This is a genomic window from Pseudomonas sp. CBS, assembly GCF_024734645.1.
Lineage (GTDB): Bacteria > Pseudomonadota > Gammaproteobacteria > Pseudomonadales > Pseudomonadaceae > Aquipseudomonas.
In genome coordinates, this window is sequence record NZ_CP102929.1 from 1,717,053 (window position 1) to 1,738,637 (window position 21,585).

A 21,585-nucleotide genomic window follows, 5' to 3' on the forward strand; every position below is an offset into this window, starting at 1 on the left:
GCACTTGGCCCTACGTTACACAGCATAGCCAGTCTCCGGTTTCATAACGTTCAATTTGAGCATGCATTGTCTTTGCTGACAAAGGCTTATGAGCTGTTTTTGCCAATCCAGGCTAGCTTGCCGACCGACGTACGCGATTACGACCACGCCCCCGGCATAGAGTTGCAGCAACACCCGTTCATGCTTATCTGCACCGATCCCATGTTCGGGGTAGCCCCAGAGCGTTTCGTCGACAATAATCACAGCTCTTGCAACGGGCAACATCGCCGTTACCGCCCTCCCCTTCCGTAAGCCTGGATGCCATGCTGACCTGGTTACAACGCAACACCCTGACGTTTCCACCGCTGGCCAAGGCCATGCGCGAACCCAATGGCCTGCTCGCCGCCGGTGGCGACCTGTCGGCCGACCGCTTGATCCAGGCCTATCGCCACGGCTGCTTTCCCTGGTTCTCGGAAGGCCAGCCCATCCTCTGGTGGTCACCCGACCCACGCACCGTGCTGTTCCCCGACGAACTGCATGTGTCCCGCAGCCTCGGCAAACTGTTGCGCCAGCAGCGTTACACGGCGACCTTCGATCAGGATTTCGCCGCCGTCATTCAGGCATGTGCCGCACCGCGCAGTTATGCCGACGGCACCTGGATCACCGAAGCCATGCAGAGCGCCTACCTGCAACTGCACCAGCGCGGCTATGCGCACTCGGTGGAGGTGTGGGATCAAGGCGAACTGGTCGGCGGCCTGTATGGCTTGGCGATGGGCCAGTTGTTCTTCGGCGAATCCATGTTCAGTCGCGCCGACAACGCCTCGAAATTCGGCTTTGCCACCCTGGTCAGGCAATTGCAGGCATGGGGCTTTGTACTGATCGACTGCCAGATGCCCACCGACCACCTGCACAGCCTCGGCGCCCGCGCCATTCCTCGCAGCGACTTTGCCAACTACCTGCGCGACCATTTGGACCAAACCAGCTCTGCGCCATGGGTTTCCTAGGCGACTTTCCCGCACCTGGCTTACACTTATTTCAAAGCTTATCCGAGGGTTGATCATGACCGAGCTGGCGCGTTTGAAGTTTTATGCCACTCAACCCCACTCATGCAGCTATCTGCCCGATGAGCAGGCCACTACGCTGTTCCTCGACCCCAGCCAGCCGATGGACGTGCATGTGTATGCCGATTTGTCGGAAATGGGCTTCCGGCGCAGCGGCGACCACCTCTACCGGCCGCACTGCCAGAATTGCAACGCCTGCGTACCGGCGCGTATCCCGGTGGCGCAGTTCCTGCCGGACCGCAATCAGAAACGCATCCTCAAGCGCAATGCCGACCTGACCGTCACCGCTGCCAAACCGGGCTTCAGTGAAGAATATTTCGACCTCTACCAACGCTACATCGAACAGCGCCATGCCGATGGCGACATGTTCCCACCCAGTCGTGACCAGTTTTCCACCTTCCTGGTGCGCGACCTGCCCTTCTCGCGCTTCTACGAGTTCCGCCTTGAAGGACGCCTGGTCGCCGTAGCCGTCACTGACCTGCTGCCCAATGGCCTGTCGGCGGTCTACACCTTTTATGAGCCCGCCGAAGAGCGGCGCAGCCTGGGACGCTTTGCGATCCTGTGGCAAATCGGCGAAGCCTTGCGCATGGAATTGGAGGCGGTGTACCTCGGATACTGGATAAAAAACTGCAAAAAGATGAACTACAAGACCCAATATCGGCCCATTGAGCTGTTAATTAACCAAAGATGGGTCACCTTGAACTAGAACCTCTTGGCTTAAACACCCTTTTTCGGGCACAATGCACGCCGCTTTTGCCTGGCGCAGTTGCACCGGGCCATTCACTGGATACCGAGGGCTTTACTGCATGTCGAAAGAAGACAGCTTCGAAATGGAAGGCACTGTCGTCGACACCCTGCCCAACACCATGTTTCGTGTGGAGTTGGAAAATGGGCACGTCGTAACCGCGCATATCTCCGGCAAGATGCGCAAGAATTACATCCGTATTCTTACCGGTGACAAAGTGCGCGTCGAACTGACGCCCTATGACCTGAGTAAAGGGCGCATCACTTACCGCGCCCGTTAATCAAGTCAATACAAGACGCCCGGTTATGCCGGGCGTTTTTGTGCGCGCGCGATTTACCTGAAGCCAGAAATCCCTTGTGGGAGCGGGCTTGCTCGCGAATGCGGCGTATCAGTCACTGACTGTGTCGACTGGCACACCGCATTCGCGAGCAAGCCCGCTCCCACATTTGATCTGCATCGGTTTCAAGACAGCAAAAAGGCGCCTCTCGGCGCCTTTTTGTTTTGTTGCGTCAGCTATCAGGCCATTTCAGCCGTGGTCTCGAAGTCGAAGGTCAGCTCGCCGTCCTTCAGATCGATATGCACCACGCCACCGTGGTCTGCCAGTTCGCCGAACAGGATCTCTTCCGCCAGTGGGCGCTTGATCTTGTCCTGGATCAGGCGAGCCATTGGGCGAGCGCCCATTGCCGCGTCGTAGCCACCTTCCGCCAGCCAGTTGCGCGCCGCGTCCGTCACTTCCAGCTGCACGCGCTTGTCTTCCAACTGCGCCTGAAGCTCGGTGAGGAACTTGTCCACCACGCTTTTGATGACCTCATGGCTGAGGCGACCAAACTGGATAATGGTGTCCAGACGGTTGCGGAATTCCGGCGTGAAGCTCTTCTTGATCACTTCCATGGCGTCGGAAGAGTGATCCTGATGAGTAAAGCCAATGGAAGCCCGCGCGGCCGTTTCGGCACCGGCGTTGGTGGTCATGATCACGATCACGTTGCGGAAGTCCGCCTTGCGCCCGTTGTTGTCGGTCAGGGTACCGTGGTCCATCACCTGCAACAGCAGGTTGAAGACTTCCGGGTGCGCCTTCTCGATTTCATCGAGCAGCAGTACGCAATGTGGCTGCTTGGTGATCGCCTCGGTCAACAGGCCGCCCTGGTCGAAGCCGACATAGCCCGGAGGCGCACCGATCAGGCGCGACACGGTGTGACGCTCCATGTACTCGGACATGTCGAAACGCACCAGCTCGATACCCATAGCTTTGGCCAACTGCCGCGCCGCTTCGGTCTTGCCGACACCGGTAGGCCCGGCGAACAGGAACGAACCGACCGGCTTGTCCGGCGACTTGAGGCCCGCACGGGACAGCTTGATCGCGGTGGACAGCGAATCGATGGCCGCATCCTGACCAAACACGGTCAGCTTGAGGTCGCGCTCCAGGTTACGCAGCAGCTCCCTGTCGGAGGTGTTGACGTGTTTAGGTGGAATACGCGCGATCTTCGCCACGATGTCCTCGACCTGAGGCACGTCGATGCGTTTCACACGCTTCTCCACCGGCTGCAGGCGCTGGTAGGCACCCGCCTCGTCGATCACGTCGATAGCCTTGTCCGGCATGTGCCGGTCATTGATGTAACGCGACGCCAGCTCGGCAGCTGCACGCAGCGCCTCATCGGTGTACTCGATGCCATGGTGCGCTTCGAAACGCCCCTTGAGCCCACGCAGGATGCCGATGGTGTCCTCAACCGACGGCTCGGACACATCCACTTTCTGGAAGCGGCGCGCCAGGGCACGGTCTTTTTCGAAGATCCCGCGGAATTCCTGGAACGTGGTCGAACCGATGCAACGGATATCACCCGAAGACAGCAGCGGCTTGAGCAGGTTCGAGGCATCCATCACCCCACCGGAAGCTGCACCGGCACCGATGATGGTGTGGATTTCGTCAATGAACAGGATCGCCTGCGGGCGTTTTTTCAGCTCGCCGAGCAGCGCCTTGAAGCGCTTCTCGAAGTCACCACGGTACTTGGTCCCGGCGAGTAACGCGCCCAGGTCAAGGGAGTAGACGACGCTGTTGGCCAGCAGGTCTGGCACCTGGTTATCAACAATGCGTTTGGCCAGGCCTTCGGCTATCGCGGTTTTACCCACGCCTGCCTCACCGACCAACAGCGGGTTGTTTTTGCGACGACGCGCCAGGATCTGCGCCACGCGCTCAACTTCCAGCTCACGCCCTACCAGCGGATCGATCCGCCCTTGGCGCGCCAGTTCGTTGAGGTTGCTGGCATAGGCATCCAGCGGGTTGCTCGAAGAAGAAGACTCACCGCCCTCGTCATCCTGCATATCCTGCTCACCTTCTGAGTGATCGCCATGCCCTGGCACTTTGGAAATGCCATGGGCGATGTAGTTGACGACATCAATACGGGCAACGCTTTGCTGCTTTAGCAGGAATACGGCCTGGCTTTCCTGCTCGCTGAAGATCGCCACGAGCACATTGGCCCCTGTGACTTCGCGCTTGCCGGAGCTCTGTACGTGGAAAACGGCACGCTGCAGTACCCGCTGGAAGCCCAGGGTAGGTTGGGTCTCGCGGTCCTCGTCATGAACGGGGATCAACGGCGTGGTGGAGTCGATAAACTCCTGCAGGTCATGCTTGAGTTTGTCGAGATTGGCACCACACGCACGCAGTACGGTGGCGGCAGCTTCGTTATCCAAAAGTGCCAGCAGCAGGTGCTCGACGGTCATGAATTCATGACGCTTCGAACGGGCCTCCTTGAAGGCAAGATTGAGGGTGACTTCGAGCTCGCGGTTTAACATAGCTTCACCTCATACCCAAGTGGTCGGAGTTAACCGTCCTTCTCGATTTCACAGAGTAGCGGATGCTGGCTTTCCCTGGCGTACTGGTTGACCTGCATGGCCTTTGTCTCGGCGATGTCGCGGGTAAACACTCCACATACTGCCCGTCCTTCTGTGTGAACGGCCAGCATTACCTTGGTCGCCAACTCGCGGTTCAGGTTAAAAAACACCTCGAGCACTTCGACGACGAAATCCATCGGTGTGTAGTCATCATTGAACAAAACCACCTTGTACATCGGCGGCGCCTGTAAAGCAGGCTTGGCCTCCTGGACAGCAATGCCTGCAGAACCGTCGTCGTCTTCTTGACCATCCGGATGATCCTTATGGAGAGTCGGGCGATCCTGATTGAATGTTAGTCGAATCTGGCTGATTGCATGCATGGAAAGAAAGGTTCGTCAGTGGTTCAAATACAGTGGTGGGGGCGACCTGTCAGATTTTCAACTCTGACCGACTGGTCGCCTTGACTATCGGCAAATCAGTGTTACAACCAATAGAACCCACAGTGGGTAAAAAAGGTCCGCGCAGTCAACCTTATTTATTCGGGTTAGGACGGATAAACTGGATGATACTCCAGTGATGGAGTCTGGTGCAGAGGGATATGGGCATGGCGAGCGGTAAGGTCAAGTGGTTCAACAATGCCAAGGGTTACGGCTTCATCAACGAAGACGACAAGACTGACGACCTATTTGCGCATTACTCCGCCATCCAAATGGATGGCTACAAGACACTAAAGGCAGGGCAACCGGTTCTCTTCGATATCATTCAAGGACCCAAAGGCTTGCACGCGGTGAATATCAGCGCGGCAGCCAGCGCCAGCACAGCTATAGGAATCGTCGCTCAACAATCACAAGAACAGTCGGCCTGATCCGCCGCCGAGCAAACGTGCTAAAAAAAACCGGCCATCAGGGCCGGTTTTTTTATGCCTGCTTACAAGCCTACATATGCGAAATCAGCGCATCCCCGAACGCCGACGACGACAGCAACTTGGCGCCGTCCATCAAGCGATGGAAGTCATAGGTCACCGTCTTGGCCGAAATGGCGCCATTGGTGCCCTTGATGATCAGGTCCGCCGCTTCGGTCCAGCCCATGTGACGCAGCATCATTTCCGCCGACAGGATCAGCGAACCCGGGTTGACCTGGTCCTTGCCGGCATACTTCGGCGCGGTACCGTGGGTGGCTTCGAACATGGCCACGGTGTCGGACAGGTTGGCACCCGGCGCAATACCGATACCGCCGACTTCCGCCGCCAGGGCGTCGGACAGATAGTCACCGTTAAGGTTAAGGGTGGCGATCACGTCATATTCCGCCGGGCGCAGCAGGATCTGCTGGAGCATCGCGTCGGCAATCGCATCCTTGACCACCACATTCTTGCCGGTGCGCGGGTTCTTGAATTGCATCCACGGCCCGCCATCCAGCAGGGTCGCGCCGAACTCTTCGGCCGCCACTTCGTAGGCCCATTCCTTGAAGGCACCTTCGGTGAACTTCATGATGTTGCCTTTATGCACGATGGTCAGCGAGTCGCGGTCGTTATCCACAACATATTGCAGAGCTTTGCGCGCCAGGCGCTTGGTGCCTTCCAGGGACACCGGCTTGATGCCGATCCCACAGTTCTGGTCGAAACGGATCTTGGTGACACCCATCTCTTCTTTCAGGAACTTGATGACCTTGATGGCCTCCGGGGACCCGGCTTTCCACTCGATTCCGGCGTAAATATCCTCGGAGTTCTCGCGGAAGATGGTCATGTCCACATCGCCGGGCTTCTTGACCGGGCTTGGCACGCCTTCGAACCAGCGCACCGGGCGCAGGCACACATAAAGGTCGAGCTGTTGGCGCAGGGCCACGTTCAGCGAACGGATGCCGCCACCGACCGGAGTGGTCAGCGGGCCCTTGATGGAAACCACGTAATCCTTGACCGCATCCAGGGTTTCCTGGGGCAGCCAGGTGTCCTGGTCGTAAACTTGAGTGGCCTTTTCGCCGGCATAAACCTCCATCCAGGAGATCTTGCGCTTGCCGCCATAAGCCTTGTTAACAGCTGCATCGACAACCTTGATCATCACCGGGCTGATGTCGACGCCAATACCGTCACCCTCAATAAAAGGAATGATCGGGTTGTCAGGAACATTGAGAGAATGGTCTGCATTGACGGTGATTTTGTCGCCGACTGCCGGAACCTGAATCTTCTTGTATCCCATGCTGAACTCCATCTATGGATTAAACATCTGGCTGCGTTCGAGCCTACTCCAGATAAATGAGGACTGAAACCTCAGGCCCTGCACATTTGCGTCGAAAACAGCACATTTAGCGGCCTACAAGCTTGAAAGCAAAGGGAAAAGCGCCAATCTTGAGCACATCATGCGACTTTAGGCGTAACCCGCTGCCTGCGACCTTTAGACCAATGGACGACACACCTTTTGTATGAAGGCTCGGCGTAAGCATAGCGACCTATGTATAATGCCGCCGCTGACCAAAGAGTCACGACGGCCGACCGCTCTAGACAGACGCCCTCCGCCAGAAAAGCCGAGCTACTACAGTAGCTCACCCGCTTGACGCTCGACTGATGCAACCCAACATCACCGCGAAGAAACTTCGACATTTCGCTCATGGATGACTTTGAACGAACGCGCTTTACCCGGCGCATCTCGAGTTTCTGCGCATGCTTTCAGCAAAGAAGAGAGTTAATCCGAATATGCCCACCCGCTCGAAGATCATCTACACCTTCACCGACGAAGCACCAGCCCTCGCCACCTATTCACTGCTGCCTATCGTAGAGGCCTTCACCGCTTCCGCTGATATTGCCGTGGAAACCCGCGACATTTCCCTGGCCGCGCGCATCCTCGCAAGCTTCCCCGAGCAACTGGGCGCCAAGGCCGTGCCGGACCACCTCGCCGAACTGGGCGACCTGGCCGTAACCCCTGAAGCCAACATCATCAAGCTGCCGAACATCAGCGCTTCGACCCCTCAGCTGCAGGCCGCCATCAAGGAACTGCAAGCCCAGGGCTTCGACCTGCCGGACTACCCGGAAACCGTAACCACCGACGCGGAAAAAGAAACCCGTGCACGTTACGACAAGGTCAAGGGCAGCGCCGTGAACCCGGTACTGCGCGAAGGCAACTCCGATCGCCGCGCACCGCTGTCGGTCAAGAACTACGCACGCAAGCACCCGCACAAAATGGGCGCCTGGGCTGCCGACTCCAAGTCCCACGTTGCCCACATGAGCAACGGCGACTTCTACGGCAGCGAGAAAGCCGTACAGATCGAAGGCGCTGATGCCGTCAAGATCGAGCTGATCGCCAAGGACGGTACCGCTACCGTCCTGAAAGAAAAAACCAGCGTACAGGCTGGCGAGATCATCGACAGTGCCGTGCTGAGCAAAAAAGCCCTGCGCAGCTTCATCGCCGCTGAAATCGAAGACGCCAAGAAACAAGGCGTACTGCTGTCGGTTCACCTGAAAGCCACCATGATGAAGGTCTCCGATCCGATCATGTTCGGCCAGATCGTTGCCGAGTTCTATAAAGACGCACTGGCCAAGCACGCTGTGGTGCTGGAGCAGATCGGCTTCAACCTGAACAACGGCATCGGCGACCTGTACGCTCGCATCAAGGCCCTGCCGGCCGATCAGCAAGCGCAGATCGAAGCCGACATCCAGGCGGTATACGCCGCTCGCCCTTCCCTGGCGATGGTCAACTCCGACAAAGGCATCACCAACCTGCACGTGCCGAGCGACGTCATCGTCGACGCCTCGATGCCTGCCATGATCCGTGACTCCGGCAAAATGTGGGGCACCGACGGCCAGCTGCACGACACCAAGGCTGTGATCCCGGATCGCTGCTACGCCACCATCTACCAGGCAGTGATCGAAGACTGCAAGGCCAACGGCGCCTTCGACCCAACCACCATGGGCAGCGTGCCAAACGTTGGCCTGATGGCGAAAAAAGCCGAAGAGTACGGTTCTCACGACAAGACCTTCCAGATCAAGGCTGACGGCGTAGTCCGCGTCACCGACAGCAAGGGCAACCTGCTGATGGAACAGGCTGTTGAAGCCGGCGACATCTTCCGCATGTGCCAGACCAAAGACGCGCCGGTCCAGGACTGGGTCAAACTGGCCGTCAACCGTGCCCGCGCCAGCAACACCCCGGCCATTTTCTGGCTGGACCCACAGCGCGCACACGATGGCGTCGTGGTCGAGAAAGTTCAGGCTTACCTGAAAGACCACAACACCGAAGGCCTGGACATCCGCATCATGGCGCCGGTCGACGCGATGAAGTTCACCCTGGAGCGCACCCGCAAGGGCCTGGACACCATCTCGGTGACCGGCAACGTATTGCGCGACTACCTGACTGACCTGTTCCCGATCATGGAACTGGGTACCAGCGCGAAGATGCTGTCGATCGTGCCGCTGATGAACGGTGGCGGCCTGTTCGAAACCGGCGCCGGCGGTTCGGCTCCGAAGCACGTACAGCAACTGGTTGAAGAAAACTTCCTGCGCTGGGATTCCCTGGGTGAGTTCCTGGCCCTGGCCGCGTCCCTCGAGCATTTGGGTGTGAACTACAACAACCCGAAAGCCCTGGTACTGTCCAAGACCCTGGACCAGGCCACCGGCCAGTTCCTCGACAACAACAAGTCGCCATCGCGCAAAGTCGGCAACATCGACAACCGCGGCAGCCACTTCTACCTGGCGCTGTACTGGGCTCAAGCCCTGGCCGCCCAGACCGAAGACACTGCACTGCAAGCGCAGTTTGGCGAACTGGCCAAGACCCTGACTGCGAACGAGGCAAGCATTGTTGCCGAGCTCAACGCCGTCCAGGGCAAGCCAGTGGACATCGGTGGCTACTACGCACCGAACGCCGAGCTGACCAGCAAGGCCATGCGCCCAAGCGCCACCCTCAACGCGGCAATCGCTGCGCTGGTGTAAGGTTGTAAGGATGCAAAGAAGCCCCGGCCCTGTGCCGGGGTTTCTGTTTCTGGACATGGCGCTTTTATTGAAGAAACCCAATCAAAATGTGGGAGCGGGCTTGCTCGCGAAAGCAGTGGGTCAGTCAATATCTCTTTAACTGACACGCCGTATTCGCGAACAAGCCCGCTCCCACACTGAATGCAATCGCGCCTGAACACAGCGTTACACCTTGAATCGAGGCACTTTATGACTTGGCTACCTCACATCACCGTCGCCACCATCGTCGAAGACAACGGCCGCTTCCTGATGGTCGAAGAGCTCAAGGGCGGCCGCGCCGTGCTGAACCAGCCCGCCGGCCACCTCGACCCGAATGAAACCCTGACCGAGGCCGCCGTGCGCGAAACCCTCGAAGAAACCGGCTGGGACGTCGAAGCCACCGGGATTGTCGGGATTTACCTGTACACCGCTCCCAGCAATGGCGTGACCTATCAGCGCGTGTGCTTCACCGCCAAGGCCCTGAAACATCACCCGGACTACCCGCTGGACGAAGGTATCGTGCGCGCTCGCTGGCTGACTCGCGACGAATTGATAACCCTGCGCGAAGACTGGCGCAGCGAGCTGATTATCCGCTGCATCGACGATTATCTGGCCGGCCAACGCCACAGCCTCGAATTGATCCGCCCTTCTCTTTAGCCTTGCAGACGCGAGCCTGCTAGAATCGCGTCCTTTTTAAAGACTCCCGTTGAAATCCTATGCGTGATCCAGCCCCTTCTGACACACAAAAGAAGCGCGTCATCGTCGGTATGTCCGGCGGCGTGGATTCTTCCGTTTCCGCCGTTCTGCTCATGGAGCAGGGTTATGAGGTGGAAGGCCTGTTCATGAAGAACTGGGAAGAAGACGATGGAACGGAATATTGCACCGCCATGGACGACCTGGCGGATGCCCAGGCCGTCTGTGACAAAATCGGCATCAAGCTGCACACCGCGAACTTCGCCGCCGAGTACTGGGACAACGTGTTCGAGCACTTCCTGGCCGAATACAAGGCCGGTCGCACGCCGAACCCGGACATCCTGTGTAACCGCGAGATCAAGTTCAAAGCGTTCCTCGACTACGCGATGATCCTTGGCGCCGACCTGATTGCCACTGGCCACTACGTGCGCCGTCGCGACATCGATGGCCGCACCGAACTGCTCAAGGGCCTGGACGCCAACAAGGACCAGAGCTACTTCCTGCACGCCGTCGGCGGCGAACAGATCGCCAAGACCCTGTTCCCGGTGGGCGAGTTGGAAAAGCCCGAAGTACGCGCCATTGCCGAGAAACACGGCCTGGCCACCGCCAAGAAGAAGGATTCCACCGGAATCTGCTTTATCGGCGAGCGCCGTTTCAGCGACTTCCTCAAGCAGTACCTGCCGGCGCAACCGGGCGAGATCAAGACCACCGAAGGCGAGATCATCGGCCGTCACCACGGCTTGATGTACCACACCATCGGCCAGCGCCAGGGCCTCGGCATCGGCGGCCTGAAAGACGCGGGCGAAGAGCCGTGGTATGTGTTGGTCAAGGACCTGGAGCACAACGAGTTGATCGTGGGCCAGGGTAATGACCACCCATGGCTGTTCTCCCGCGCCCTGCTCGCTTCGGACATCTACTGGGTCAACCCGGTGGACCTCAGCAGCCCGCGCCGCCTGACCGCCAAGGTTCGCTATCGCCAGAGCGATCAGCCCTGCACCCTGGAAAAAACCGCCAGCGGCTATCGCGCCACCTTCGACGACCCGCAGCGCGCCGTAACGCCGGGCCAATCAGTAGTATTCTACGACGGAGAGATTTGCCTGGGGGGCGGCGTGATCGAAGTTGCCGAACCCTGGAGCAGCCAGGCATGAGCCCGACCCAGGAGCAATTGACGGCACTGGGCGGCGTGTTTCTCGCCGCGGTGCTGGTGGACAAGATCGCCAAGACCGGCCAGGTCACCGAGGCAGGCCTGACCTGCATGCTCGGCAGCCTGCTGATCCGCGACCCGAAGGACACCCTCGAAGTGTACGGCGGCGACGACCTGGCCCTGCGTGAAGGTTATCGCGCGCTGGTCGGCGCCCTGGAGCGCGACCCGAGCACCTTGCAGCGCGAGCCGCTGCGCTACGCGCTGTCGATGCTTGGCCTCGAGCGTCAATTGGCCAAGCGCGATGATTTGCTGGAAACCATCGGCAAGCGCCTGCCGCAGATTCAGTCTCAGGTCGAACATTTCGGCCCGGCCCACGAAAACGTGATCGCCGCCTGTGGCGCGCTGTACCAGGACACCCTGAGCACCTTGCGCCAGCGGATCCAGGTGCACGGTGACATGCGCAACCTGCAACAACCGAACAACGCCTCGAAAATCCGTGCCCTGCTGCTGGCCGGTATTCGTTCGGCGCGGTTGTGGCGCCAGTTGGGCGGTCATCGCTGGCAGTTGGTAATTAGCCGTCGCAAATTACTGAAAGAGCTTTACCCGTTGATGCGCAACGAATAAGTCGCAGCAACCGATTTTTTTATAGCCCCACGCGTAATACGCCGGTCAGTTGGCAACGGACCGGCGGATTTTTTCATGTATGATACGCGCCCCATTTCGTTGCCCGACTGTCCGAGAACACCCCATGCAGCTTTCTTCGCTCACTGCGGTTTCCCCTGTTGACGGCCGCTACGCCGGCAAAACCCAGGCCCTGCGCCCTATTTTCAGCGAATACGGTTTGATCCGTGCTCGTGTTCTGGTTGAAGTGCGCTGGCTCCAGCGCCTGGCCGCTCACCCTGGCATCAGCGAAGTGCCGGCGTTCTCCGCCGAAGCCAACGCGGTGCTGAACGCCCTGGCGGAAAACTTCGCTCTGGAGCACGCCGAGCGCGTCAAAGAGATCGAGCGCACCACCAACCACGACGTAAAAGCCATCGAGTACCTGCTCAAAGAGCAAGCGGCCAAGCTGCCGGAACTGGCCAAAGTCAGCGAGTTCATCCACTTTGCCTGCACCAGCGAGGACATCAACAACCTGTCCCACGCCCTGATGCTGCGCGAAGGCCGTGATGACGTGATGCTGCCACTGATGCGCCAGACTGCCGACGCTATCCGCGAACTGGCGATCCGTTTCGCCGACGTACCGATGCTGTCGCGCACCCACGGCCAGCCGGCTTCGCCGACCACGTTGGGCAAAGAACTGGCCAACGTGGTGTACCGCCTGGAGCGCCAGATCGCTCAAGTGGCCGCCGTGCCGCTGCTGGGCAAGATCAACGGCGCCGTAGGCAACTACAACGCCCACCTGTCGGCCTACCCTGAGATCGACTGGGAAGAAAACGCCCGCGCCTTCATCGAAGACGAGCTGGGCCTGGGCTTCAACCCGTACACCACGCAGATCGAACCCCACGACTACATCGCCGAGCTGTTCGACGCCATTGCGCGCTTCAACACCATCCTGATCGACTTCGATCGCGATATCTGGGGCTACATCTCCCTGGGCTACTTCAAGCAGCGCACCATCGCCGGTGAAATCGGTTCGTCGACCATGCCGCACAAGGTCAACCCGATCGACTTCGAAAACTCCGAAGGCAACCTCGGGATCGCCAACGCCCTGTTCCAGCACCTGGCCAGCAAGTTGCCGATCTCCCGCTGGCAGCGCGACCTGACCGACTCCACCGTACTGCGCAACCTCGGCGTGGGCTTTGCTCACAGCGTGATCGCGTACGAAGCCAGCCTCAAAGGCATCAGCAAACTGGAGCTCAACGCGCAGAAGATCGCCGCTGACCTGGACGCTTGCTGGGAAGTTTTGGCCGAGCCGATCCAGACCGTGATGCGCCGCTACAACATCGAAAACCCGTACGAGAAGCTCAAAGAGCTGACCCGCGGCAAGGGCATCACCTCTGAAGCGTTGCAAACTTTCATCGACGGCCTGGACATGCCAGCCGCCGCCAAGGCTGAGCTGAAACTGCTCACCCCGGCTAACTACATCGGCAACGCTGTGGCCCAAGCCAAACGCATCTGATAGCTGCTTGACCCTTTGAGACGCCCGGCAGCGCCGGGCGTTTTTATTCCCGTCTGAAAAGTGCTTTTTTTCAATAGGTTACACATGAATCCTGATATTCCTCTTCAACTTCTGGGCGGCATCACGGCACGCGAGTTTCTGCGCGACTACTGGCAGAAAAAACCGCTGCTGATCCGCCAGGCCATTCCTGATTTCGAAAGCCCGATCGACGCCGACGAACTGGCCGGCCTGGCGCTGGAAGAAGAAGTCGAGTCGCGCCTGATCATCGAACACGGCGAACGCCCGTGGGAGTTGCGTCGCGGCCCTTTCGCCGAAGATGCCTTCAGCACCCTGCCCGAGCGTGAGTGGACCCTGCTGGTGCAGGCCGTCGACCAGTTCGTGCCGGAAGTGGCTGAACTGCTGGAAAACTTCCGTTTCCTGCCGAGCTGGCGCATCGATGATGTGATGATCAGCTACGCCGCCCCGGGTGGCAGCGTGGGCCCGCACTTCGACAACTACGACGTGTTCCTGCTGCAAGGTTCCGGCAAGCGCAACTGGAAGATCGGCCAGATGTGCAACTCCGAAAGCCCGCTGCTGCAGCACGCCGACCTGCGCATCCTCGCCGAATTCGAAGAAATCGCCGAATGGGTGCTGGAACCGGGCGACATGCTCTACCTGCCGCCACGCCTGGCCCACTGCGGTGTGGCCGTGGATGACTGCATGACGTACTCCGTAGGCTTCCGCGCCCCGAGCGCGGCTGAAGTGCTGACCCACTTCACCGACTTCCTCAGCCAGTACCTGACTGACGAAGAGCGCTACACCGACGCCGACGCCCAGCCGGTCAGCGACCCGCACCAGATCCAGGCCGACGCCCTCGACCGCCTGAAGAGCCTGCTGGCCGAACACATGAGCGACGAGCGCATGCTGCTGACCTGGTTCGGCCAGTTCATGACCGAGCCGCGCTACCCGGAACTGGTCGCCGGCCCGGAAGTGGAAGAAGAAGACCTGCTGGGCAGCCTGCAAGACGGCGCCGTGCTGATCCGCAACCCAAGCGCACGCCTGGCCTGGTCCGAAGTGGACGACGACCTGCTGCTGTTCGCCAGCGGCCAGAGCCGCCTGTTGCCGGGCAAGCTGCGGGAACTGCTGAAGCTGGTGTGCGCCGCCGACGCACTGCACATCGACAATCTCGGCCCATGGCTGGCGGACGAAGATGGCTGCGCCCTGCTGTGGGAACTGGTCAAGCAAGGGAGCCTGGGGTTTGCCGATGAATAGAATTCACGTAAGTGTCGCGGACTGGCAAAAGGATATCGCCGAGATACGGCGCATTCGTGAAGCGGTATTTATCGCTGAACAATCGGTTCCACCGGAGCTGGAATGGGATGCTGACGACGCGGGTGCCGTGCATTTCCTGGCGTTCGAAGGCGACTTCCCCATCGGCACCGCCCGCCTGCTGCCTACCGGTGAGATCGGGCGTGTGTCGGTCCTCAAGGACTGGCGCGGCCTGAAGGTCGGCGACAAGCTGATGGAAGCCGTGATTGGCGAGGCCGAGAAACGCGGCCAGACCCGGCAGATCCTCAGTGCACAGGTCCACGCCGCGCCGTTTTATGAGCGCCTGGGCTTCAAGATTGTCAGCGATGAGTTCCTGGAAGTCGGGATTCCTCACGTTGATATGGTGCGCGAGGGCTGATCCGAGACCGCGCCGCGCCCTTCGCGAGCAAGCCCGCTCCCACATTTGATCGCATTCCAAGGATGTACTGGATCGAATGTGGGAGCGGGCTTGCTCGCGAAGGCGCCATCAGCAACACCTCAAAAGGCCCTGCCATCCACCGATGCCAGGGCCTTTTACCGTCTAGGATTCAACTTGCACCCCACCAGGCCGACAAACTGGCACTATCAAGCCTAATGACTCGCAGAGATAACGGACATGTCCCTACGCACCCTGCTCACCACTTTGCTCCTGGCCACCAGCTTCTCGGTGATGGCCGCCACCGAAGTCGTGCCCCTGAGTAACCGCACCAGCGCTGACCTGTTGCCCGTCGCGCAGAACTTTATCGGCAAGGACGGCACCGTCAGCGCCTACGGCAACCAACTGATCGTGAATGCCGAACCCGACAAGATCCAGGGCCTGCGCGCCTTGCTTGCGCAACTGGACACGCCTTCCAAACGCCTGCTGATCACCGTCGACACCAACGAGAACAACCAGCAAAGCAACGGCAACAATCAAACTCAGATCATCACCTACAGCACCGAGAGCCGCGACGGTGGGATCCAGCAAATCCAGGCCAGCGAAGGCGTGCCCGCGTTGATCCAGGTCGGCCAGAGCGTGCCGCTCACCACCACCCAGCCTGATGCCTACGGCCGCCCGCAGAACCAGACGCAGTATCGCAACGTGACTCAGGGCTTCTACGTCACCGCCAGCGTCACCGGTGAGACCGTTCACCTGAGCATCAGTACCAATCGTGACCGCATGAGCCAGGAACGTCCCGATGTAGTGAACGTACAAAGTACCGACACAACCGTCAGCGGACGCTTGGGCGAGTGGATCACTCTGGCCGGGGTCAATCGCCAGACCCAGGCCGACAAAACCACTACAACCCGCAGCTACTCTACTCAGGGGCGTGATGACCTGACCTTGCGGGTCAAAGTCGAGACCCTGAACTGAAGCACCAAAAACTGACTGGCAAGTCGTATTAGACTAAAGATGTAGTGCTTGAAAAAAAGCACTACAAAACATTTGACGATCCAAAAAAGCATGGGCATGATGGCCTCGCTCCCGCTAATCAGGGGCCCTGGCAAGGGCCTTCGGATCGTCGCTCTAAGCTACCCACCTGAGCCGATTCGTGTCTGTACCGCCCACAAGGTGTGTTTGACGAGGTTGCGACTGGAACGAAGTTGTCCCGAGGGACGGAAGCTAACCAGGTAACCCGGCAACACACTGATGGATCGTACAAAGGCCCACGATGCCTGAAGACCGTTCGCAGTTCGCCCTTACCTGCTCAACTCCCCCGCTCGATACTCGTTCATCCCGTCGCCTTCCCCGCCAAGCCTGACTTGACCGCCTAAGCTTCTGGTCAGCGAGCAGCCATTCCCACGCAACGATTGCGCGGCTGGCAAATGGAATTTTCCACCTAGACCTATGCGACGAGGTTTTTCCCCATGGCACTGACACGCGAACAGCAAATTGCAGCCCTTGAAAAAGATTGGGCTGAAAACCCACGCTGGAAAGGCGTGACCCGCGCTTATTCCGCTGCTGACGTCGTCCGCCTGCGTGGCTCGGTTCAACCTGAGCACACTTTTGCAAAACTCGGCGCCGAGAAGCTGTGGAAGCTGGTCACCCAGGGGGCCAAGCCGTCCTTCCGCCCAGAGAAAGATTTCGTCAACTGCATGGGTGCCCTGACCGGGGGCCAAGCGGTTCAACAGGTAAAAGCCGGTATCCAGGCGATCTACCTGTCCGGCTGGCAAGTGGCAGCGGACAACAACTCCGCTGAATCCATGTACCCCGACCAATCGCTGTACCCGGTGGACTCCGTGCCAACCGTGGTCAAGCGCATCAACAACTCGTTCCGCCGCGCCGACCAGATCCAGTGGAAAGCCGGTAAAGGCCCGGGCGACGAAGGCTACATCGACTACTTCGCTCCGATCGTTGCAGACGCTGAAGCAGGTTTCGGCGGCGTACTGAACGCCTACGAGCTGATGAAAAGCATGATCGAGGCAGGTGCTGCCGGCGTTCACTTCGAAGACCAGCTTGCATCGGTGAAGAAATGCGGCCACATGGGCGGCAAGGTACTGGTTCCAACCCAGGAAGCTGTTCAAAAGCTGACGGCTGCTCGTCTGGCTGCTGACGTTGCTGGCACTCCGACCATCATCCTGGCCCGTACCGATGCCAACGCGGCTGACCTGCTGACCTCGGATTGCGACCCGTACGACCAGCCGTTCGTGACTGGCGAACGTACCCAGGAAGGCTTCTATAAAGTGCGCGCCGGCCTCGACCAGGCGATCGCTCGCGGCCTGGCCTACGCGCCGTACGCCGACCTGATCTGGTGCGAAACTGCCAAGCCGGACCTGGACGAAGCTCGCCGCTTTGCCGAAGCCATCAAGAAGGAATACCCGGACCAACTGCTGTCCTACAACTGCTCGCCTTCTTTCAACTGGAAGAAGAACCTGGACGACGCGACCATCGCCAAGTTCCAGCGCGAACTGTCTGCCATGGGCTACAAGCACCAATTCATCACCCTGGCCGGCATTCACAACATGTGGCACAGCATGTTCAACCTGGCGCATGACTACGCCCGTAACGACATGACTGCCTACGTGAAGCTGCAGGAGCAGGAATTCGCTGACGCCGCCAAGGGTTACACCTTTGTGGCGCACCAGCAGGAAGTGGGCACCGGTTACTTCGACGACATGACCACCGTGATCCAGGGCGGCACCTCGTCCGTGACTGCGCTGACCGGTTCGACCGAAGAAGAGCAGTTCCACTAAGTACTGAGTACACGGCCACTGCGGCCCCAAGGAAGACCTAACCGCAGTGCCGCACGATCTGACGCCCCGACTGGTTCGGGGCGTTTTTTTTTGCAACAGTTTTATCCTGCACGGCATGACCGCCGTCAAACGGCACTGGGCAGGCAGATACGCCACTCTGCGCGCCCTGCAACGCTGAGTGACGACCAACTAAACATGCCCACCGGCGAAGAAAACGGGCAAAATTGCCACCTTATAGAATGGAGTGAAGGTATGAAGTTGCTCAAAGGCGTAATTCTGGGTGCAGCGCTGCTTATCGTCAGCGCCGGCGCGCTGGGGCTTTTCTACGTCCTCCCTCAACACGAGGTGGTGCTGATCACCGGAGGCGAGGTCAAGCGGGTCGATCACGATGGCGTGATCAATGCCGAGAACCCGGCTGATGGCCCGACCCGAGACGTTTACTTCATCAACACCGAGCACCCTGACACCAAAGACGTCATGGTCTACCGCAATGAAGACACCGGCTGGTCGTTCCCGTGGTATTTCAAGTTCGACTCTGCGGACATTCAGGCCAAGGCCCAGGGTTACTCTCGCAACGCTGAACAACTGGCGCTCATTCGGTACTACGGGTGGCGTATCAAGATATTGTCGGTGTTCCCGAACGTCACCGACATTGAAGCGACCAACAGCCGTGAAGAACCCTTCCCGCTGTTCAATACGGTGTTCCTGAGCCTCATTGCACTGGTGCTTATTGTCGTAGCGGTGTTCATCAAGCGCCGCCTGAAGCGGCGTCATCAGACGGTCGTTAGTTGACCCCAGTCCTGATTGCTTAAACGGCAGACAAGAAAAAGCCCCGCTCGAAAGACGGGGCTTTTTATTAACCCGATGGGTTAGCCAATGCTAACGCCATGGGCTTCAGCCAGAGGCTTCAGGCCACCAGCAAAACCCTGACCGATCGCCTTGAACTTGAACTCTTCGCCGCTGCGATAAAGCTCGCCGAAGATCATCGCCGTCTCAGTCGAAGCGTCTTCGCTCAAGTCGAAACGCGCCAGCTCTTTACCGTCAGCCTTGTTCACCACACGAATGAAGCTGTTGGCAACCTGACCGAAGGTCTGTTTGCGGGTTTCGGAGTCGTGAATGGTGACGGCAAATACCAGCTTCTTCACCAGCGGGGCCAGGGAAGTCAGTTTTACGGTCACTTGCTCATCGTCGCCTTCGCCGGCACCGGAGCGGTTATCGCCCATGTGCTCGACGGAACCGTCAGCCGACTTCTTGTTGTTGTAGAAAATGAAGCTGTTGTCGTCGAGCACCTTGCCGTTTTCACCTACGACGAAAACCGATGCATCGAGGTCGAACTCGGTGCCGTCCGTGACACGAGGGTCCCAGCCCAGACCTACAACTACTTCGGTCAACCCGGGGGCTTCTTTGGACAGCGATACGTTGCCGCCTTTGGAAAGACTTACAGCCATGATTAATTTCCTTGTTCTGGACGTGGGGGTTAGAAGCTCATGCCGTACGAGTTGGCCACTGCTTTCAGGCCACCTGCGAAGCCCGAACCAACGGCGCGGAATTTCCACTCGCCGTTGTTACGGTAAAGCTCGGCAAAGATCATCGCGGTTTCGGTAGAGGCATCTTCAGCAAGGTCATAACGAACAATTTCAGCACCGCTGATCTCGTTTACGACGCGAATGAACGAGCCGCCGACCTGACCGAAATTCTGCTTGCGAGCGTCTGCATCGTGAATCGTGACGGTGAACGCGATCTTGTCGATATCCGCAGGAACGCGGCTCAGATCAACTTTCAACACTTCATCGTCGCCATCGCCGGCACCGGTGCGGTTGTCGCCAGTGTGCTCGATGGAACCGTCAGCGCTTTTGAGCTGGTTGTAGAAAATAAAGTCGGCATCGCTGCGTACTTTGCCGTTGGCACCCAGCAGGAATGCGCTGGCGTCCAAGTCAAACTCAGTCCCGTCAGTCGCGCGCGGATCCCAGCCCAGACCGATCAGAATCTTGGTCAGTGTCGGGTCGGTCTTCGAAAGAGACAGGTTGCCGCCTTTTTGAAGGGTCAGTGCCATGAGTACAACTCCTTGTGGGTAATCTGTTTGAAATTACGATTTTTCGACTTCGACTTCTTCCTTTTGGGGGAAGATCACGCTGGCAAAAATACCGATGGCCAGTACAACGACAACAATGATCAAGCTGGTGTTCGGATCAATGTTGTAGCCGTGATGGAAAATATGGTCTGTCGCATTCAAGCCAAGTTTTACGGCAATGAAGAACAGCAGTGCGATGACCGCTTTTTCCAGGTGAACCAGGTAGCGCTTCAAGGCTTCCAGCACGAAGTACATGGTCCGCAGGCCGAGAATGGCGAAGAGCATTGCCGAGAACACGATCAATGGCTCACGGCTCACCGCGATAACTGCCGGTACAGAGTCAAACGCAAACAGCACGTCGGAGACTTCCATCACCACCAGGCAGAGGAACAGCGGGGTCGCGAACAAACCGCCTTTGGCGGCCAACGACATCCCGGCGTTTTCCGGTTTGGTCAGTTCGGCTTCCAGGGTCTTGCGACGTACAAAGAACGCATGACCGTGCAGTTTCGGCCACACCGGGAACAGTTTCTTGGCGAAACGGTAAGCGATGTGTTGGGAGTAATCCTCTTCTTCTTCGTCATCGCCGCCGCTGCGCAGCATCATGACGGCAGTCCAGCCGACGATGAGGGCGAAGACCACTTCGACCCACGGCCCCAGGGCCAACAGTCCGGTACCAATGGCAACGAAGATCAGGCGGAACACGATCGCGCCGAGGATGCCCCAGTACAGTACGCGGTGACGCAGACCATTGGGCACCTTGAACCAGGCAAAGATCGCCATGAACACGAACAGGTTGTCCACGCTCAGCACTTTTTCAAGGGCATAGCCGGTGATGAACAGCGTGGCGACTTCAGAACCGTGCTCGACGTACAGGAATCCTGCAAAAGCGAACGAGATGAGAATCCAGAATATCGACCAGGCCGACGCACGCGCCAGGCTGATGGGCTGGTCGCCACGGTGGGTAAACATGTCGAGTACCATCGCGCCAATCGCCAATGCTACAAACACGGCAATGGTCAGCGGGGGGAAACCCAGGTGGCTAACTTCCACAGTAATGTTCCTTTAGAGTTCAAAGTCAGCTGGGGGGAGACCCAGCTCGAGACAAATCAGGCGGCAAACGGCTTTTTCTTTTTCGTCGAAATCACCGTCCGACGCGCCAATGGCACAAGCGACACGAACGAGCAAACGACCGGCCCCGTCCTTGCCTTTGATCTTGCTGATGTTTTTCAGGGCTTCGGCCTGACCGATCTGGAAGTCGAATTCGAACTTGGCACACGCGTCGTTGAAGACCTTGATGACGTCGGTCAGGTTGAACACTTTCAGTTCGGGCGAGTTGCTGATGAACCCCGCCATCTTGGTTTTTTCTGCGGAGGTGACTTCACCATCGGCCGCCGCGACCATAGCGCAGCTGTTGGCGACAGCTTCCATGAACTCCCTGTTCTTGAACTTGCTCACCTCGGTGGTCAACTTCTCGCGGGCCAGCGCCGCATTCGTTTTCAGCCATGACAACATGTTGTTCACCTCAAGGGCGGGCCGGTCTGGCCCGCCGTATTCAA

General features: G+C 58.7%; 21 protein-coding genes. 14 read left to right on the plus strand and 7 right to left on the minus strand.

The genetic code is table 11. The features are described 5' to 3' along the window. Positions 1–302: 302 nt before the first annotated feature. From aat to infA, 3 genes are all read left to right on the plus strand, one after another. Positions 303–983 (plus strand): leucyl/phenylalanyl-tRNA--protein transferase, encoded by a 681-nt coding sequence (aat, locus tag NVB75_RS07785; protein ID WP_258346719.1) that lies wholly within the window; start codon positions 303–305, stop codon positions 981–983. 55 nt (positions 984–1,038) lie between these two features. Next, positions 1,039–1,746 (plus strand): arginyltransferase, encoded by a 708-nt coding sequence (locus NVB75_RS07790; RefSeq protein WP_017479517.1) that lies wholly within the window; start codon positions 1,039–1,041, stop codon positions 1,744–1,746. Between the two features lie 100 nt (positions 1,747–1,846). Further along, a complete protein-coding gene (infA, locus tag NVB75_RS07795) occupies positions 1,847–2,065 on the plus strand; it encodes a translation initiation factor IF-1 (RefSeq protein WP_002553999.1) in 219 nt (72 codons plus the stop codon). A 236-nt stretch (positions 2,066–2,301) separates the two neighbouring features. On the opposite strand, the gene clpA is transcribed toward infA, so the two are convergent. After that, positions 2,302–4,572, minus strand: a complete 2,271-nt coding sequence (gene clpA, locus NVB75_RS07805; protein ID WP_010172706.1) for an ATP-dependent Clp protease ATP-binding subunit ClpA — start codon at positions 4,570–4,572, stop codon at positions 2,302–2,304. A 29-nt stretch (positions 4,573–4,601) separates the two neighbouring features. Beyond that, on the minus strand, positions 4,602–4,991 hold the full coding sequence (clpS, locus tag NVB75_RS07810; RefSeq protein ID WP_177048401.1) for an ATP-dependent Clp protease adapter ClpS: 390 nt from the start codon (positions 4,989–4,991) through the stop codon (positions 4,602–4,604). A gap of 224 nt (positions 4,992–5,215) precedes the next feature. On the opposite strand from clpS, the gene cspD reads away from it, so the two are divergent. Continuing rightward, entirely contained in the window at positions 5,216–5,476 is a 261-nt protein-coding gene (cspD, locus tag NVB75_RS07815; protein WP_275712049.1) for a cold shock domain-containing protein CspD, read from the plus strand. Between the two features lie 70 nt (positions 5,477–5,546). On the opposite strand, the gene icd is transcribed toward cspD, so the two are convergent. Continuing rightward, positions 5,547–6,803, minus strand: a complete 1,257-nt coding sequence (gene icd / locus NVB75_RS07820) for an NADP-dependent isocitrate dehydrogenase (RefSeq protein WP_003219599.1) — start codon at positions 6,801–6,803, stop codon at positions 5,547–5,549. A gap of 494 nt (positions 6,804–7,297) precedes the next feature. Here icd and NVB75_RS07825 point away from each other — a divergent pair, with 494 nt between their 5' ends. The 10 genes from NVB75_RS07825 (at position 7,298) to NVB75_RS07870 (ending at position 18,750) form a co-directional block, all read left to right on the plus strand. Continuing rightward, on the plus strand, positions 7,298–9,523 hold the full coding sequence (locus NVB75_RS07825; protein WP_258346720.1) for an NADP-dependent isocitrate dehydrogenase: 2,226 nt from the start codon (positions 7,298–7,300) through the stop codon (positions 9,521–9,523). Between the two features lie 228 nt (positions 9,524–9,751). Further along, entirely contained in the window at positions 9,752–10,198 is a 447-nt protein-coding gene (locus NVB75_RS07830) for an NUDIX hydrolase (protein WP_258346721.1), read from the plus strand. A 59-nt stretch (positions 10,199–10,257) separates the two neighbouring features. Beyond that, complete coding sequence (mnmA, locus tag NVB75_RS07835; protein ID WP_258346722.1) at positions 10,258–11,382, plus strand: tRNA 2-thiouridine(34) synthase MnmA; 1,125 nt, start codon at positions 10,258–10,260, stop codon at positions 11,380–11,382. Continuing rightward, a complete protein-coding gene (gene hflD, locus NVB75_RS07840) occupies positions 11,379–12,002 on the plus strand; it encodes a high frequency lysogenization protein HflD (protein WP_010172715.1) in 624 nt (207 codons plus the stop codon). Before mnmA ends, hflD begins: the two co-directional genes overlap by 4 nt. 124 nt (positions 12,003–12,126) lie before the next feature. Then, the gene (gene purB, locus NVB75_RS07845) at positions 12,127–13,497 is read left to right on the plus strand and encodes an adenylosuccinate lyase (RefSeq protein WP_017479511.1); all 1,371 of its coding nucleotides are present in this window, start codon (positions 12,127–12,129) and stop codon (positions 13,495–13,497) included. Positions 13,498–13,581: 84 nt separating this feature from the next. Next, positions 13,582–14,748, plus strand: a complete 1,167-nt coding sequence (locus NVB75_RS07850; RefSeq protein ID WP_258346723.1) for a cupin domain-containing protein — start codon at positions 13,582–13,584, stop codon at positions 14,746–14,748. Then, on the plus strand, positions 14,741–15,163 hold the full coding sequence (locus NVB75_RS07855; RefSeq protein ID WP_219273151.1) for a GNAT family N-acetyltransferase: 423 nt from the start codon (positions 14,741–14,743) through the stop codon (positions 15,161–15,163). Before NVB75_RS07850 ends, NVB75_RS07855 begins: the two co-directional genes overlap by 8 nt. A gap of 237 nt (positions 15,164–15,400) precedes the next feature. Beyond that, positions 15,401–16,138 (plus strand): secretin N-terminal domain-containing protein, encoded by a 738-nt coding sequence (locus NVB75_RS07860; RefSeq protein WP_258346724.1) that lies wholly within the window; start codon positions 15,401–15,403, stop codon positions 16,136–16,138. A gap of 494 nt (positions 16,139–16,632) precedes the next feature. Beyond that, positions 16,633–17,958: an isocitrate lyase gene (gene aceA, locus NVB75_RS07865; protein ID WP_003219577.1), complete on the plus strand. Its 1,326-nt coding sequence runs from the start codon at positions 16,633–16,635 to the stop codon at positions 17,956–17,958. Between the two features lie 252 nt (positions 17,959–18,210). Next, a complete protein-coding gene (locus NVB75_RS07870; RefSeq protein WP_258346725.1) occupies positions 18,211–18,750 on the plus strand; it encodes a DUF1523 family protein in 540 nt (179 codons plus the stop codon). A 77-nt stretch (positions 18,751–18,827) separates the two neighbouring features. On the opposite strand, the gene NVB75_RS07875 is transcribed toward NVB75_RS07870, so the two are convergent. From NVB75_RS07875 to NVB75_RS07890, 4 genes are read right to left on the minus strand one after another with little or no spacing between them, the layout of a single operon-like run. Next, complete coding sequence (locus NVB75_RS07875) at positions 18,828–19,406, minus strand: TerD family protein (RefSeq protein ID WP_258346726.1); 579 nt, start codon at positions 19,404–19,406, stop codon at positions 18,828–18,830. Positions 19,407–19,435: 29 nt separating this feature from the next. Further along, on the minus strand, positions 19,436–20,011 hold the full coding sequence (locus NVB75_RS07880) for a TerD family protein (RefSeq protein WP_076016769.1): 576 nt from the start codon (positions 20,009–20,011) through the stop codon (positions 19,436–19,438). Between the two features lie 33 nt (positions 20,012–20,044). After that, positions 20,045–21,079: a TerC/Alx family metal homeostasis membrane protein gene (locus NVB75_RS07885; protein ID WP_258346727.1), complete on the minus strand. Its 1,035-nt coding sequence runs from the start codon at positions 21,077–21,079 to the stop codon at positions 20,045–20,047. Positions 21,080–21,091: 12 nt separating this feature from the next. Further along, positions 21,092–21,541 carry a tellurite resistance TerB family protein gene (locus NVB75_RS07890; RefSeq protein WP_076016767.1) on the minus strand — a complete coding sequence of 150 codons (450 nt, stop codon included), beginning with the start codon at positions 21,539–21,541 and terminating at the stop codon, positions 21,092–21,094. Positions 21,542–21,585: the final 44 nt, after the last annotated feature.

Coding starts and splice junctions, on each gene's coding strand:
- aat (WP_258346719.1), top strand. CDS start 303: ATGCTGACCTGGTTACAACGCAACACCCTGACGTTTCCACCGCTGGCC.
- NVB75_RS07790 (WP_017479517.1), top strand. CDS start 1,039: ATGACCGAGCTGGCGCGTTTGAAGTTTTATGCCACTCAACCCCACTCA.
- infA (WP_002553999.1), top strand. CDS start 1,847: ATGTCGAAAGAAGACAGCTTCGAAATGGAAGGCACTGTCGTCGACACC.
- clpA (WP_010172706.1), bottom strand. CDS start 4,572: ATGTTAAACCGCGAGCTCGAAGTCACCCTCAATCTTGCCTTCAAGGAG.
- clpS (WP_177048401.1), bottom strand. CDS start 4,991: ATGCATGCAATCAGCCAGATTCGACTAACATTCAATCAGGATCGCCCG.
- cspD (WP_275712049.1), top strand. CDS start 5,216: ATGGCGAGCGGTAAGGTCAAGTGGTTCAACAATGCCAAGGGTTACGGC.
- icd (WP_003219599.1), bottom strand. CDS start 6,803: ATGGGATACAAGAAGATTCAGGTTCCGGCAGTCGGCGACAAAATCACC.
- NVB75_RS07825 (WP_258346720.1), top strand. CDS start 7,298: ATGCCCACCCGCTCGAAGATCATCTACACCTTCACCGACGAAGCACCA.
- NVB75_RS07830 (WP_258346721.1), top strand. CDS start 9,752: ATGACTTGGCTACCTCACATCACCGTCGCCACCATCGTCGAAGACAAC.
- mnmA (WP_258346722.1), top strand. CDS start 10,258: ATGCGTGATCCAGCCCCTTCTGACACACAAAAGAAGCGCGTCATCGTC.
- hflD (WP_010172715.1), top strand. CDS start 11,379: ATGAGCCCGACCCAGGAGCAATTGACGGCACTGGGCGGCGTGTTTCTC.
- purB (WP_017479511.1), top strand. CDS start 12,127: ATGCAGCTTTCTTCGCTCACTGCGGTTTCCCCTGTTGACGGCCGCTAC.
- NVB75_RS07850 (WP_258346723.1), top strand. CDS start 13,582: ATGAATCCTGATATTCCTCTTCAACTTCTGGGCGGCATCACGGCACGC.
- NVB75_RS07855 (WP_219273151.1), top strand. CDS start 14,741: ATGAATAGAATTCACGTAAGTGTCGCGGACTGGCAAAAGGATATCGCC.
- NVB75_RS07860 (WP_258346724.1), top strand. CDS start 15,401: ATGTCCCTACGCACCCTGCTCACCACTTTGCTCCTGGCCACCAGCTTC.
- aceA (WP_003219577.1), top strand. CDS start 16,633: ATGGCACTGACACGCGAACAGCAAATTGCAGCCCTTGAAAAAGATTGG.
- NVB75_RS07870 (WP_258346725.1), top strand. CDS start 18,211: ATGAAGTTGCTCAAAGGCGTAATTCTGGGTGCAGCGCTGCTTATCGTC.
- NVB75_RS07875 (WP_258346726.1), bottom strand. CDS start 19,406: ATGGCTGTAAGTCTTTCCAAAGGCGGCAACGTATCGCTGTCCAAAGAA.
- NVB75_RS07880 (WP_076016769.1), bottom strand. CDS start 20,011: ATGGCACTGACCCTTCAAAAAGGCGGCAACCTGTCTCTTTCGAAGACC.
- NVB75_RS07890 (WP_076016767.1), bottom strand. CDS start 21,541: ATGTTGTCATGGCTGAAAACGAATGCGGCGCTGGCCCGCGAGAAGTTG.